This is a genomic window from Sphingomonas plantiphila, from assembly GCF_046000505.1.
GTDB lineage: Bacteria > Pseudomonadota > Alphaproteobacteria > Sphingomonadales > Sphingomonadaceae > Sphingomonas > Sphingomonas plantiphila.
In genome coordinates this window covers 1,897,133-1,912,311 of record NZ_JBELQC010000001.1, presented here as the reverse complement: position 1 = coordinate 1,912,311, position 15,179 = coordinate 1,897,133, and the positions used below count along the sequence as shown (strand labels likewise).

General features: G+C 67.6%; 10 protein-coding genes. 2 read left to right on the top strand and 8 right to left on the bottom strand.

From position 1 onward, the window contains the following. Positions 1-96 precede the first annotated feature (96 nt). Positions 97-1,404, top strand: a complete 1,308-nt coding sequence (locus ABS767_RS09085; RefSeq protein ID WP_408078031.1) for an alpha/beta fold hydrolase — start codon at positions 97-99, stop codon at positions 1,402-1,404. A 38-nt stretch (positions 1,405-1,442) separates the two neighbouring features. Here ABS767_RS09085 and ABS767_RS09080 read toward each other — a convergent pair whose 3' ends face one another. From ABS767_RS09080 to ABS767_RS09060, 5 genes are all read right to left on the bottom strand, one after another. Then, positions 1,443-3,074 carry a tannase/feruloyl esterase family alpha/beta hydrolase gene (locus tag ABS767_RS09080; RefSeq protein WP_408078030.1) on the bottom strand — a complete coding sequence of 544 codons (1,632 nt, stop codon included), beginning with the start codon at positions 3,072-3,074 and terminating at the stop codon, positions 1,443-1,445. Positions 3,075-3,100: 26 nt separating this feature from the next. Next, entirely contained in the window at positions 3,101-4,411 is a 1,311-nt protein-coding gene (locus ABS767_RS09075; protein WP_408078029.1) for a spinster family MFS transporter, read from the bottom strand. Positions 4,412-4,436: 25 nt separating this feature from the next. Next, positions 4,437-5,282 (bottom strand): 3-hydroxyacyl-CoA dehydrogenase family protein, encoded by an 846-nt coding sequence (locus tag ABS767_RS09070; protein ID WP_408078028.1) that lies wholly within the window; start codon positions 5,280-5,282, stop codon positions 4,437-4,439. Next, entirely contained in the window at positions 5,279-7,318 is a 2,040-nt protein-coding gene (locus tag ABS767_RS09065; protein WP_408078027.1) for an acetoacetate--CoA ligase, read from the bottom strand. Before ABS767_RS09065 ends, ABS767_RS09070 begins: the two co-directional genes overlap by 4 nt. Before the next feature lie 79 nt (positions 7,319-7,397). Next, on the bottom strand, positions 7,398-10,046 hold the full coding sequence (locus ABS767_RS09060) for a TonB-dependent receptor plug domain-containing protein (protein WP_408078026.1): 2,649 nt from the start codon (positions 10,044-10,046) through the stop codon (positions 7,398-7,400). Between the two features lie 96 nt (positions 10,047-10,142). On the opposite strand from ABS767_RS09060, the gene ABS767_RS09055 reads away from it, so the two are divergent. Next, entirely contained in the window at positions 10,143-11,288 is a 1,146-nt protein-coding gene (locus tag ABS767_RS09055; RefSeq protein WP_408078025.1) for an AraC family transcriptional regulator, read from the top strand. A gap of 31 nt (positions 11,289-11,319) precedes the next feature. Here ABS767_RS09055 and paoC read toward each other — a convergent pair whose 3' ends face one another. The 3 genes from paoC to paoA are packed head-to-tail and all read right to left on the bottom strand — an operon-like array spanning position 11,320 to position 15,098. After that, complete coding sequence (gene paoC, locus ABS767_RS09050; protein WP_408078024.1) at positions 11,320-13,518, bottom strand: aldehyde oxidoreductase molybdenum-binding subunit PaoC; 2,199 nt, start codon at positions 13,516-13,518, stop codon at positions 11,320-11,322. A gap of 3 nt (positions 13,519-13,521) precedes the next feature. Further along, complete coding sequence (locus ABS767_RS09045; RefSeq protein ID WP_408078023.1) at positions 13,522-14,472, bottom strand: FAD binding domain-containing protein; 951 nt, start codon at positions 14,470-14,472, stop codon at positions 13,522-13,524. Then, complete coding sequence (gene paoA, locus ABS767_RS09040) at positions 14,469-15,098, bottom strand: aldehyde dehydrogenase iron-sulfur subunit PaoA (RefSeq protein WP_408078022.1); 630 nt, start codon at positions 15,096-15,098, stop codon at positions 14,469-14,471. Before paoA ends, ABS767_RS09045 begins: the two co-directional genes overlap by 4 nt. Positions 15,099-15,179 lie beyond the last annotated feature (81 nt).

The following is a 15,179-nucleotide window of genomic DNA, read 5'->3' as shown; positions in this document are numbered from 1 at the left end:
GTCGCCACGGCAAGCTCTTTCGCCCATGCCCGGCCTGCATCGCCTCAACTGCAACAGGCACACATCCGGTCCATATCCGCCCCCGACGGGCGCCGCATGGAGATCACGACGGGCTTCGTACGGGTGGCCGAACGACGCGGTGTTGCCGGCCCCGCGCGGAACATCGATCTGGCGGTCATCCGGCTGCGGTGGGCCGGCGCTGCGAACACACTCGCCAATATGGTGCTCGCAGGCGGGCCCGGTGATTCGGGCACGCAAATGCTATCGGGCGCATCGGACGGGCAGGCTGCCGCGCTGCTCGATCTGATGGGTGGCGATGTGATCGCGTTCGATCAACGCGGCACCGGGCGGTCGCGCCCCAGTCTGGCGTTGAACGATGTCACGCCGCTCCCGCTCGACGTTCCCGGGTCTCCGGCGGCGTGGCTGCCGCTCATGGCGCGCGACGCCCACCGTGCCGCGACGCGCTTCGCCGCGGCTGACATACGGCTGCTGTCGTACAACACCGTCGAGAATGCCGACGATGTCGACGCGATCAGGCGTGCGCTCGGCTATGCGAAGATCAACCTGTGGGGCCGAAGCTATGGCTCGCATCTGGCGCTCGCAACGGTGCGTCGTCATCCCGAAAGCGTGGCGCGGCTGATCCTGGTCGGGCCGGAGGGCCCCGATCATACGCTCAAGCTGCCATCACAAACCGATGCCGTGATCGGGCGTATCGCCGAGCGCGCCGGGGTCCCGCGCCTGCCCGAAACGATGCGTGTCGTTTTCGATCGCCTTCGCCGATCGCCGGTAACGATTGAGTTCGCCGGACCCGGTGGCGAGCAGCAGAAGGTCGTGATCGGCGCGTTCGACGTGCAGTGGCTGACCGCCCAGGCGATCGCAGATCCGCGCGCCATGGCGACGCTACCGGTCGCCTTTCGCGAAATGGCCGCCGGCGATTTTAGCCGCATCGGCCCGCTCGTCCTCGCAGCGCGCAGCGGGTGGCGGCTCGGGTCGGCGATGAAATATATGATGGACCTGGCGTCCTATGCGAGCCCGTCACGCCTGCGCACGATCCGACGTGAATCGCGTCGCGCGCTGCTCGGGAACGCAATGAACTTCCCGATACTCGACCTGCGCACGGCCTGGCCCCGCGCGGATCTGGGCGCCGACTACCGGATGCCGGTGCGCAGCGGCGTGCCGACGCTGATCCTGGTCGGCGATCTCGATGCCCGAACGCCGGTGGAGAACGCCCGCGAGATCGCCGTCACCCTGCCCAATGCGAAGATCGTCATCGTCGAAAACGGAGCTCACCAGTTCGACCTCTTCGGGGAGGCGACGATCCAACCGCTGCTCCGCGACTTCCTGCGCGACCGGCCGATCGGCGTCGATACCGTCCGTCTGCCCGCGATACCCTTCCAGCGCTGAATGTCGCCGATGCGTCCCCGCCCTTCGAGCGCACCTGTTCAGGGCGCGGCCGGAGGCTCGCACCGGAAGCTGGTGACTGCGCTGGTCGATCCCGTGCCGCGATAGACGGCGCGTTGCGGATGGGGACAGAGCGGTCGCTGCATGTCGATCCTGCCCGGCTCCTCGCGCGAAAACCGGGTCGCCACTACCTGGTCGGGCGCTTCGCCCCGCTCGGTCCAGGCGATCAGCGCGGAGAACAGGTCGTGCCTCGGATCGTCGGACGGCGGCCGCGGCGGGATGCCGAGCGTCGTATTGAACGAGTCCGGACCCGTTCCGCCGCCGCAATGCATCATGCCCGGCGCGAGGAACAGGCGCGCGCTGTCGGCCAGCCGTGTCGCACCGCCCATCTGCGCGGCGTGACGATCGAAGAACGCGACCGACTGGCCCGGCGCGACCAGCGTGTCGGCAAGGCCGTGGAATACGATCAGCTTGCCGCCGCGCGCCGCGAATGCCGACAGATTGCCGCGTATGGCATCGTTGACGACCGGGCCGAGCCGCGCGTCGACGATCGGCATGTCGCGCTCGAAATCGAACCCGCGCCAGTCCCAGTCGGCGCCGAATACCCATTTGAACAGCGCGCCGAACGGGGGCTGGCCCTTGATTGGCGTCTGCAGGAAGCTCCAGCCGAACGTGTCGGGCATCTCGCTGCCCGGCAGCCAGCCATAATAGGTCGGCTTGCCGTTCCGGTCGGTCGGCCCGGAATAGAAGGCGCGCGCGGTCGCGACCTCGCTCTTGGTCAGGCACCGGTCGGACGCGGCGCCGCTGCATTCCAGGATCCGGGGGTCGAACCTGCAGCTCAGCGGGTCGGAGATGAAGCGGTCGCCTGCCAGCCCATGTCCCTGTCGCCAGCAGCTCGCGATCGCCGCAGTGTTGAGCAGCTTTAGCTTCGCTTCGGACAGCAACCCGCCCGGCGTGCGGTTCGCGGTCGCGTAGTTCCACAGCACCGCGGCATGGCCCCATGTCCGGTTCATCACCGGCGCACCGACCAGGATGCCGTCATAGTCCTGCGGATAATAGAGCGCCTCGGTCAGGCCCATCTGCCCGCCGGTCGAGCAGCCGGTATAATAGGATTTCGCGGCATCGCGGCGGTAAAAGGCGCGGGTGATCGCCTTGCCCGTCACGGTCATGGCGTGGGCGGACAGGCGGCCCCAGTCGCGCCATTTGCGCGGCTGGCCGATCAGTGCCTCTCCTTCCAGCGGGGTTGCCGGCGCAGTGCCGCCATCGGTGGTCGCGGTGGCGAAGCCGCGTCGCAACCCTTCGACCATGCCCGAATAGCCGAGCGCGAACGTGCCCGCGAAGCCGCCGCTGCCATTGCCATGAAACACGCCGGTCCAGCCCTCGACGGGCAGCCACAGCTCCACCCCGACGTCCGAACCCGGTTCGGCGCGCACCCGCGCGACCACGCGGCAGAAGCTGCGGTACCCGGCAACCTCTCCGGCGATCGTCGTTTCCGCCGCCTTGGCCGGGACCAGGGCTGCACTTGAGATCGTCGTATCGGGCAAGACCAGCCCGGCGAGCGCGCCGCAGCGTGCGGCAGGACTGTCGTCCGCTGCCTGCGCCCATGCCGTGCCCGGAATGACCCAGCCGATCACGGTCGCCGCCAGCAGGGCAAGGCCGCGTAAGCGCGTCATGGTCATCTCCATCGCTCCGATCCCCCTCACGCGATGCCGACCGGCGCGGACCGCTTGATCAGCCGCGCCAGCCACAGGAACAGCAGCGCCGCGATGACGTACATCGGCGCCAGTGCGTAGAAGGCCATCCGCAGCGAATGATGGGGATAGTCCGGGCGGAAATAGTCGCTCGCCATGCCGACAAAGGTCGGGCCGAGCCCGAGACCGACAAGGTTCATGACCAGCAGCAGCAACGCGCCCGCGATCACGCGCGTGCCCGGTGCCACCTCGCCCTGCACGAAGGTGACCGTCGCGGGCAGGAAAAACGAGTTGAGGAACAGCGGCACGAACAGCAGCGCCAGCCCGACCTCCCACCGATCGGACGCGGCGAAGCCGAGGAAGAACGGGAGCGCCAGCACGAGCGACAGCGCCGGGATGGTGGCATAGGCAGTCTTGTTCCGCACCGCGAAGCGATCGATCAGCCTGCCCGACGCGAAGATGCCGGTACCCATGCCGACGCCCACGGCCAGCGCATACCACAGCGCCACCTCCTCCAGCGTCATCCCCTTTTCGCGCATCAGGAACAGCGTCGCGAAATTGGCGAGGCCATAGGTGATGAAATTGGCCGCCCCGCTGGCAAGCGCCGCAACGGCCAGCACCTTGTTCCGGAAGAAGCCTACGATCGCCTGCCCGAAGCTCGGCTCCGGGCCGGCCGGGGCGGCGAGCGGCGCGGGATCGTGTCTTCCGCGTACGGGCTCCGGCACCAGGACATAGACCGCGATCGCCGTGATCACACCGATCGCGCCGACCGCGTAGAACGGCACGCGCCAGTCATAGGCGGCCGCGAGCGACGCGCCGAATGCCACGCCCAGCGCCGAGCCGAGCGGCGGGCCTAGGTTGAAGATGCCCATCGCCGTGCCGCGCTGCTCACGCGGGAAGGTATCGGAAATGATCGCATAGGATGGCGGCACGCCGCCCGCCTCCCCGATGCCGACCGCCATCCGCGCCGCGACCAGCTGGCCGTAGCTGCCCGCCAGCCCGCAGGCGACGGTGGCCCCGCTCCACAGGCCGCAGGCGAGCGACAGGATCTTCACCCGATTGGTTCGATCCGCCAGCCAGCCGACGGGGATCGCGATGAAGCAGTAGAACAGGGCGAAGTAGAAGCCGGTGACATAGCCGAGCTGGCCGTCGGTGATCTGGAGTCCGTCCTGGATCGGCTTGGCCAGGATCGAGACCAGCTGACGGTCGAGGAAGTTGAGGACGTAGACGAAGCACAGCATGCCCAGCACGAAGCCGCCACCGGTGCTTCGCACGAAGTCCGCGCTTCCCTGCGGGAGCGGCGCATCATTGACTGCCATCGGCCTTAATCCTCTCTATCTGATCTCACGTCGTCTCGATCCATCCGGCGCGTCCCCGCCCCCCGCCCAGTCCCGCCGCCACGCGCTGCTTGAGCAGCGCCGGTGGGCGGAAGCGCTCGCCATAGGCATCGTGGAGAATCTCCTGCACCTGCAGGCACAGGTCGGACGTGACGATGTCCATCATCGCGAACGGGCCGATCGGATGGCCCAGCCCCAGGCGACACGCCGTGTCGAGATCGGCTGGCGTGGCGACACCCTCCTCGACCAGCTTGACCGCCTCGATCAGCAATGCGTGGAGCATCCGGTTCACCGCGAACCCGGCGACATCCTTGATCACCACCGCCTGCTTGCCGATGCCTTCGAGCAACTGGACCACCGCATCCACCACCGATCGATCGGTTGCGAACGCCGGTATGACTTCCACCAGCTTCATGCGCGACACGGGCGAGAAATAATGCGTGCCGAGGAAGCGCGCGCGCCGATCGGGCGTCAGGAGCGCGGCCAGCGTGGAGATCGGCAAGGTCGAGGTATTCGACGCGAGGAAGCAGCTCGGCTGGCAGTGCTGGTCGAGCGCGCGCAGGACATCGCCCTTGACGTCGAGCGATTCGTACACCGCCTCGGTCACCATGGCGCAGTCGGCCATCGCCGCCAGATCGGTCACCGTGGCGATCCGGTTCAGCGCCGCATCGGCGGCGTCCGCCGCATAGAATTGCCGCGCCACGCCCTTGTCGAGCAGCGCGCGCAACCGATCGATCGCGCGGACGAGTGCATCGGCACTGCGATCGTGCAGCAGCACGTCGTGGCCCGCCAGCGCGAACACCAGCGCGATCTCGCCCCCCATCAAGCCGGCGCCGACCACCCCGGCCTTCACGACACAGCTCCCGCAGCATGGTCCTGTCGCCAGCTTCGCGCCTGCTCGATATACCAAGGGAGCACCTCGGGCGTCGCAGTCGCATCGGCGCTGACCACCTTGGCCACCGGCCATCCGGCAAACAGGCGCTTGATCGGCAGCTCCTGCTTCTTGCCCGACAGCGTCCGGGGGATGGCCGGCGCGGCAATCAGCCGGTCGGGAACGAAGCGCGGCGACAGGCTGGAGCGGATCGCACCTGCGATCGCATCCTGCATCTCGGAATCGACCGCGACGCCGTCGGCCGGGACGACGAACAGGACCAGCTGGCTGTCGCCGTCATTCGCCTCGATATCGATGATCATCGCGTCGGCGACCTGCGGCAGGCGTTCGACCGCGGCATAGATTTCGGCGGTGCCCATGCGCACCCCGTGCCGGTTGATCGTCGCGTCGCTGCGGCCGGAGATCGTGCAGCTTCCGTCGCTGCCGATGGTCAGCCAGTCGCCATGGCGCCATACCCCCGGCCATTCGGCGAAATAGGATTCATGGTAGCGCGCGCCGTCCGCATCGCCCCAGAAATAGAGCGGCATGCTGGGAAAGGGCCGGGTACAGACGAGTTCGCCGACCTCGTCGATCACCGCGTGGCCCTGTTCGTCCCATGCCTCGATCGCGGCACCCAGGTGACGGCATTGCAGCCGTCCGGGCGTGTCCGGCAGTTCGGGATTGCCCGCCATGAACGCGGCGGCGATCTCGGTCCCGCCGCTGACATTGCACCACCAGATGTCGGGTCGCCCGATCGCGGCGAATTGTGCGGTACCCCAGCGCTGCACATCCGGCGGCAGCGGCGATCCGGTGCTGCCCAGCGCGCGGATGCGATCGAGTCCCGGGATGGCGGCAATCTCGACGCCCGCCTTGCGACAGCTTGCAAAGAACGCCGCCCCCGCGCCGAACCAGGTGACGCCGCTGCGCGCGGCGAAGTCCCACAGCCGCGTCCAGTCGGGATCGGCCCTGGTCCCGCTGGGCGATCCGTCGAACAGGCAGATCGTCGTGCCGCTGAGCAGCCCCCCGACCTGGATGTTCCACATCACCCAGCCACTGGCGCTGTACCAGTGGAAGCGGTCGCCGAACGTGTTCGCTTCGTAGCTCGGCCCCAAGTCGAAGTGCATTCGCCCGGCGGCGGTCGCGATGATGACGCCCCCATGTCCGTGGACGATCGCCTTGGGCAGCCCCGTCGTGCCGCTGGAATAGAGGATCCACAGCGGATGATCGAACGGCAGCCATGCGGGCTCGAACGCCGCGACCGCGTCGTCATCGCGGGCGACCGCGTCTGCGAAGTCGATCGCGTCGCCTACGGGGCCTAGGCCACAGCCGCTGGCGACCAGAAAGACCGTTTCGATACATGGCAGCTCGCGGCGCAGTTCGGCGACGGCAGCGCTGCGGTCGAGCGACTTGCCGGCGTAGAAGACACCGTCGACCGCGATCAGCGCCTTGGGCTGTGTCTGCTTCCAGCGATCGAGAACGGCGCTGGATCCCATGTCGGGCGAGCAGAGCGTCCAGACCGCGCCGAGGCTGGCGCAGGCGAGCAGCCCGACCACCGCCGCGGGGATATTGGGTAGATAGGCGGCGACGCGGTCGTCGGGCGTGATTCCGCGCTCCCGCAGCGCAAGCGCAAGCGCCGCGGCCTGGCGGCGCAGCTCTGCCCAGCTGAGCGTCTCCGTGCCGCCGCGCTCGTCGAGCGCAACGATTGCGGGCTGGCCCGCCGCATCGGCCGCCGCCGCATGACGAAACACGTGCCGCGCATAATTGACCTGTGCCCCGTCGAACCAGCGTGCGCCCGGCATGGCGTCTTCGCCCAGCACCGCCGTAAACGGGGTCGGAGATTCGACGCCGTCATAGTCCCAGATGGTGCGCCAGAAGTCGTCGAGATTTTCGACCGACCAGCGATACAGGTCCGCGTAGCACGCGAACTCGAGCCCCCGCTCCTGCCTGAGCCAATCCGAATAGAGACGGATCTGGGGGACCGGGGTCGAGCTGTTCGCGCGGTCAAGTGCACCGGTCATCAAAAAGCAAACCTTGTATCGTTTCCGCTCATCGACAGGAGTGCCGGCGGCGCCCGATCGGGAACGCCGCCGGTCAGGCTCAGAAGGACGTCCGCAGGCTCATCGCGGCATAGCGCCCGATCGGATTGTAGGCGCCGCCGATCCCGTCGGTGCCGGGGAAGAACGGCGGGGTGGCATCGAACAGATCGTTGACCTGCAGTCCCAGCTCCAGCCCCTTGGCGAATGCAAGGTCCGGCAAGCGCACCGTCAGGCGCAGGTCGACGGTGGTATAGCCCTCCGCCGCGTACAGCGCCGATCCCGTGGGGGTCGCATAGGATGCGGTGACGCCGCTGCGGTGGTTGACGAAGTTCACGAAGGTCACCGGCCCCGCCGTGAACCCAAGCGTGGTGCGCAGCGTGGCGCGCGGGATGCCGGCCTCGAGCGAGTTGCTCTCCGCCGAGGTCGGAGACAGCTGGTTGGTGTAGTTGAGGATATAGTTGCCCGCGATCCCACCGAAGAACGTGCCGAAATTCACCGGCTGGCGATAGCGCAGGTCGAAATCGATCCCGTTGGTCTTCCGCACCCCGAAATTGCCCTGGCGCAGATCGAGGATGTTGCCGATCGTCGGCACCGCCGCGAAGGTGTAGAAGAACGGCACGGTGTTGGTGATCGCGTCGCTCAGCTGCGTCGCGCTGGGGTTGCGGATCACGCGCGAGGCGAAGGTCGGGTCGCTGAACAGCAATGCCCCCAGCCCCGACGGGGTCCCGATCACATTGTCGTACTTGATGTCGTAGAAGGTGACGCTCGCGCTTAGATTGGGGGCGAATTTTGGGCGGAAATCGGCGCCGAGCGACCAGGTGCGCGCCGTCTCGGGCGTCAGATCCTGATTGCCGCCGTACAGCAGGATCGTGTTGACCTGCGCCGCGCCGCGCGAGGGATCGCGTGCCCCGAACGCATCGACGAGCGCTGCGGCGGAGTAATAGGATCCGACCGTCGAGCCGAGGTCGCGCAGGCCCGGCGCGCGGAACGATCGGCCATAGCTACCGCGCAGGTTGAGACCCTCGACCGGTTCCCAGGTCACGCCGATCTTGGGATTGCTGGTCGATCCGAAGTCGCTGTAATGATCGTAGCGGCCCGACAGCGACAGCGCGAGGCTGTATGCCCCCGGCGTCGCATTCCCCTCGCCGAACACCGGCACGAACAGCTCGCCATAGAGCGACTGGACATCGCGCTCGAGATCCTCGGGGAAGCCGACCCCGCCGCTCTGGCCGCGCTGCATGTACGTCTCGCGGCGATATTCAGCGCCCACCGCGATCTTGACCGCGCCGCCGGGCAGATCGGCGAGCGGCCCGTCGACCTTCACCGCGCCGATGCGCGTGCGCTGGCGGTTGGTGAAGGTGGTTGGGTTGTCGAGGATCGCGGCGACAACCGCCGGGCTGGTGCCATAGCCGAACGGGTCGAGCGCGGTCGCGGTCGTCGTCCCCGCAGCGGCGGCGGTCAGCGCCGTGGTGTTGATGCCCGGCTGGAAGGTGTCGTTGCGCGACCAGTTATACGATCCGTAGATCGTCGCCTTGAACTCGCCCGGCAGGCCGATATCGACACCCGCCGTGGCGTTTCCGGTACGCACGCGGAAGGTCTGGTCGAAATGATCGTCGCCGACCAGCCGGTCGGGGCGGAAGTCGAAATAGCCGAACAGCGATCCCGTCCCCGGCGGGGCACGGAAGAACGGGTTGGCCGCGGTAATCAGCACGAAAGTCTGGCCGGGCAGTGCCGCCTGCACGGTATCCTTGCGGTCCGAGTAGAGCACATCCGCCCACAGCGTCACCCCGTCCGAAACCTCCTGCCGCGCCGACACGAACGCGCTGTGCGTGCGGTTCTCGGGCAGCAGGTCGACGGGCCCGCGCGGGTCGCAGGTGTTGAGCCCGGGCGCGAGGCTGGGCGCGGCATAGATCGTCCCGGCGAACAGATTGACGTTCGCGTCGGGGCACACCGCCGAGCGCGTGTCGATCCCGCCGACCGCCCGGAAGTCGAGCGAGCGATAGTCGCGATCCGCCCCCGTGATGTTGCTGTTTTCCTGATACTGATAGGCAGCGACGATCGACCCGCTGCCCCACTCGGTCCCGAACACGGCGCCCGCGTTGAACGCATGATAATCGTCCGCCATGCCGTAGCGGACGATCCCTTCGAACCCGGATACGCGCTTGCGCGTGATGAAGTTGACGACCCCGGCGACCGCTTCCGACCCATAGATGGCCGACGCGCCGTCGGCGACGATCTCGACCCGCTCGATCGCCAGTTCGGGGATGAAGGGATAGTCGGGATTGGTCTGCTGCGTGCTGCCCGAGATCAGCCGATGCCCGTTCATCAGCGGCAGCGTCGCGGCGGCAGGCAGCCCGCGCAGCCCGGGGGCGAACGAGCCGAGCCCGGCGTTGCTCACCCGCGGCGCAGTGTTGAAGCTGTTGAGCTGCGGCACGGTCGCCAACAGTTCGGGCGTGCTCGCCGCGCCGATCAGCTTGGCGTCCTCGCGCGACACGCTGATCAGGCCCGATCCGGTCGGCGGAATGCCGCGAATGCTGGATCCGGTGATGACGATCTCGGTCGATTCCTCGCCCTCGTCCTGCGCGACCTGTTCGGCGGGCTCGGCGCTCTGGGCATAGCCGGCGACCGGTGCGGTCAGCGTCGCCAGCGCAAGCGCGGAGCGGCACAGCAGCCGCGCGCGCGGCCCCGGATGAATGATGCGGGTCGACATGATCTTCAATCCCCTCCTTGATCGCGTTCCGGTCGCGGACGTTGCCGCCGCCGGGCTTTGCCGGCTTGATCCCCTGCTTATGGTCTGGAATATCGCGTGGTAAGCGCATTTGCGGACATCGCCGTGTCTTTAGCGGACAGGCATACGCTGGGATTCGAGACGATGGCGGCAGGGTGGGACGGGGATGGCGAGCCGATCGGGCGCAACTCGCGCGCCGGGTTCCCGTCACTCAACCAGCGCAGCTTCGCGCCGTTCAAGATCGCCACGGTGATCGATACGGTGGCGGATCGCGGGATCGCGGCGGAGACGGTGCTCGACCGGACCGGGCTGACCCTGGACGAGGTGCGCGATCCCCACACCCTCACCTCGATCGGCCAATATCTCATCGCCTGCGAGAATATCGTCGCGGCCGGCGCCGAGTTCGCCGACGCCTTCGCGATTGGTTCGCGCCTACATCTCTCCGCCTATGGCATGTACGGCTATGCGCTGATGTGCTCGCCGACGATGCGCGACTTCTTCGATTTCGCGGTGCGGTATCAGCCGCTCGCGACCCCCACCGTGCGCCTCGAATGGCGGGCGGAGGGCGATCTGGCGATCTGGCGGTTTCGCGAAATCTATCGCGACGTGATGAGCAGCGACGTGCGCACCTTCCTCGTCCGGCAGCAGATGAAGATGACCTTCACCCATATCCGCGACACCGCCGGCGCCGACAATCTTCCGGTCCGCGCATTGTTCGCGCTGGCCAGGGATTCGCATGCGGCCGCGGATGCGCAGGCGCTGTCCTGCCCCTGCTCCTATGATGCGGCGGAGAACGAGCTTCATTACCCGATCGGCATCCTCGAGCAGACGCCCGAACTGGGAAACCGGCTCACGCGAACGATGCTGGAGGAAACCTGCGACCGGCTGATCGGCCAGTCGCGGATCTCATCGGGCTTGTCGGGCGAGGTCTATCAGCTGCTGATGAACGCCCCGTCCGAATTCCCGTCGATGACCGCGATCGCCGATCAGCTGGGGCTGCAGGAGCGCACCCTGCGCCGCCGCCTTGCGGCCGAGGATACGAGCTACGGCGCGATCGTCGACGATGTCCGCCGCAAGCTGGCGATCGAATATCTGCAGACGACGCGGATGAGCGTCGATGACGTCGCGTGGAAGGTCGGCTTCAGCGATAGCGCCAACCTGCGGCGCGCGATCCGGCGCTGGACCGGCAAGACCATCACCCAGCTGCGCACGACCGGCGGCTGAAACCGCCGGGCTCGCACCCGCGTCGCGCCGGTCAAGCGATCGCGGGAAGCTTGTCGAGATATTTGTCCAATGTCAGCGGATAGTCGCGCACGCGAATGCCGGTCGCGTTGTACACCGCATTGGCGACCGCCGCCCCGGGACCGCAAATCCCCAGCTCGCCGACGCCCTTTGCCTTGAGCGGCGAGATCACGGGATCGAGCGTGTCGAGGAAGATGCATTCCTGATGCGGAATGTCGGCATGGACCGGCACTTCGTACCCGGCAAGGTCGTGGTTGACGAACAGGCCGAAGCGTTTGTCGACCGCCAGTTCCTCCATCAGCGCCGCACCTGCCGACATCACCATCGCGCCGATCACCTGGCTGCGCGCCGACAGCGGATTGAGGATGCGGCCCGCGTCGCACACCGCCAGCATCCGGCGGATGCGCGTTTCGCCGGTATAGGCGTCGACCGCCACCTCCGCGAAATGCGCGGCATAGGTGCCGACATCATAGTCCTTCTTGAACGCGCCGAAACTCATGTCCCCTTCGGCGGACATGGCGCCGGCATCGGTGAGCGCGAGCGTGCGGTTGCCGAGCCGGATCTTGCCGTCTTCGAACTGCGCGGCATCGCCATCGAATCCGAGCTTTTCGCCGATCGCGCGACGCAGCGCGAGGCAGGCGGCATAGACCCCTGCGGTCGAGCTCGCCGCGCCCCATTGCCCGCCCGAGCCCGCTGCGACGGGAAAATCGGAATCGCCGAGATCCACCGACACGCGATCGAGCGGCACGCCCATCGTCTCGGCCGCGGTCTGGGCGATGATCGTGTAGCTGCCGGTGCCGATATCGGTCATATCCGTCTGCACGTTGATGCGCCCGTCCGCAGTCAGCTTGATCCGCGCGGCGGACTTCATCGTGGGTGCGCCGCGATAGCCCGCAGCGACGCCCATGCCGACCAGCCAGCGCCCGTCGCGCGTCGCGGCCGGCTTGGCCGAGCGCTTGCTCCAGCCGAACCGCTCGGCCCCTTCGCGCAGGCATCGCGTCAGATGCCGCTCGGAAAAGCGCTTCTTCGGATCGCCGGGCACCATGTCGGGCTCGTTGCGGATGCGCAGCTCGATCGGGTCCATGCCGAGCTGTTCGGCCAGCTCGTCCATCGCGACTTCCAGCGCCAGATGCCCCGGCGCCTCGCCCGGCGCGCGCATGGCATTGCCCTCGGGCAGGTCGAGCGTCGCAATATAGTTGGCGGTCAGACGGTTGGCCCCGGCGTAGAGCTTCGGCGTCTGCAGCGTCCCGTTCTCGCCATCCTCGCCGTTGAGGTTGCCCGACCAGTTTTCATGCGCGATCGCGGTAATGCGCCCATCCCGTTCGGCGCCGATGCGCAGCCGCTGGATCGTCGCGTGACGATGCGTGGCATTGTTCGCCATCAGCGGCCGCTGCATCGCGATCTTGACCGGCCGCCCGGCCGCCTTCGCGCCCAGCGCCGCGAGCACGGCATCGGCACGGATGAACAGCTTTCCGCCGAAGCCGCCCCCGATATAGGGGGAATCGACGCGGATATTCTCGGCGGGGATGCCCAGGATCTGGCTCATCGACCGCTTGGCCCAGTTGATCATCTGGTTCGACGTCCAGATCGTCAGCCGGTCGCCCTCCCATGCCGCGATGGTCGCGAACGGCTCCATCATGGCATGGCTTTCGTCCGCCGTGTGATAGCGCGCGTCGACCTTGACCGGCGCGGCAGCGAAGGCGGCGTCGAAATCGCCCAGCGTCTTGCGGTCGGGCTTGTCCCCGCTGCCCTTGGCAAGCGGCGCGCCGAGGGTCGCCTTTTCGAGATCGAATGCGCCCTCGGCGCGGTCATAGCGGGTGTTGATCAGCGCCGCTGCGGCGCGTGCCTGCTCGAACGTCTCGGCTACCACACAGGCGATCGCCTGATGATAATGCGAAATCTGGCTGCCGCCGAACAGCGGCGCGTTGTTGAACTGCGGCTTGCCGACCGGCTTTGTTTCCGGCGCAGCGACGACCGCGAGGACGCCGGGCGCTGCCTTGGCCGCGGCGGTGTCCATCGACACGATCCGCCCCTTGGCGATCGCCGATCCAACGATGAAGCCATAGGCCTGATTGGCGGCGACGTCGTGGCGCTCGGCGGCATAGGGGGCGGTGCCGGTGGTCTTGAGCGGGCCGTCGATGCGCGGCGTGGATTTGCCGACGATCTTGGCCTTGTCGAACACATTGGTCCCGGCGGGGGCGTCGAATTCCATCGGTCAGCTCCTCGCTTCGGCGAGCACGCCTGCGAGCGTCCGCTCGGCCAGCGTGATCTTGAACTTGTTTTCCTGGGTCGGGCGCGCATCGGCAAAGGCGCGCGCTACGACCGCACGGGCGCCCTTCGGCAACAGCGCATCGGCCTCCTCCACCCGCCACGGCTTCGGCGCCATCCCGCCGAACGCGACCCGGCCGGTTCCGTCCTTGTGCAGCACCGCCGCAACCGACACGAGCGCGAAGGCATAGGAGCTGCGGTCGCGCACCTTGTGATAGACATGCTTGCCGCCCAGCGGCTTGGGCAGGGTCACCGCAGTGATGAGTTCGCCGGGCTCCAGCGCGGTCTCGATGTGCGGCGTATCACCCCACAGGCGGTGGAAGTCGGCGATCGGAATCGCGCGCTTCGTGCCATCGGGCTTCACCGTCTCGACCACCGCGTCGAGCAGGCGCAGCGCGACCGCCATGTCACCGGGATAGGTGGCGATGCACTGGTCCGACGTGCCGATCACGCCGAGCTGGCGCGAGAATCCGCCGATCGCCGCACAGCCGCTCCCCGGCTTGCGCTTGTTGCAGGCCATGTTGGGGTCGTAGAAATAGGGGCAGCGCGTGCGCTGGAGCAGGTTCCCGCCGGTCGTCGCCTTGTTGCGCAGCTGGCCCGACGCGCCCGCCATGATCGCGCGGGTCAGCACCGCATAGTCGCGGCGTACGCGCTTGTCGGCGGCCAGCGCGGTGTTGCGGACCATCGCGCCGATGCGCAGCCCGCCCGCATCGGTCGCCTCGATCGTGTCGAGGCCGAGATGGTTGACGTCGATCAGCTGCGTCGGCGCTTCGATCTCCAGCTTCATCAGGTCGAGCAGATTGGTGCCGCCGGCGATGAAGCGCGCACCCTGAACCCGCGACGCCATCGCCGCGGCCTCGGCCGGTGAGGTTGCGCGGGCGTAGGTGAACGCCTTCATGCCTTGGCTCCCGCGACTTCGGCCATCGCCTCGGCGATGTTCGAATAGGCGCCGCAGCGGCACAGATTGCCGCTCATCCGCTCGCGCATTTCGATATTGGTCGGGCGGGGCTTGGCGGTCACGTCCTTCTGGACGTGGCTGGGGATGCCGCGCTTGATCTCGTCGAGCACCGCGACGGCCGAGCAGATCTGCCCCGGCGTGCAATAGCCGCACTGATAGCCGTCATGCTTGATGAAGGCCGCCTGCATCGGGTGGAGCTTGTCGGGGGTGCCGAGCCCCTCGATCGTCGTCACCTTATCGCCGTCGTGCATCACCGCCAGCGTCAGGCAGCTGTTGATCCGCTCGCCGTTCACGATGACCGTGCACGCGCCACACTGGCCGTGGTCGCACCCCTTCTTCGTACCGGTCAGCTGCAGATGCTCGCGCAGCGCGTCGAGCAAGGTGGTACGCACGTCCACGTCCAGCTCGCGCGCGGTCCCATTCACGGTCAGGGTCACGGGCATCTTGTTCTCCACCGCATCGGCAGGGCGCGCCGCGGCAACGCGGACTTGGCTCGCGGCCAGACCGGCGGCTCCTGCGGCAAGGACACCCCGCCGGGAAAGGTCGAGCAAGTCCCGCTCAGTCATGATTCGCGCCCTCTTTGTCGTATCGCTGCTCAGCGTAACGTACCGAGCGGCAAAATGTTACCGGCGCGACCACCCTGCCGC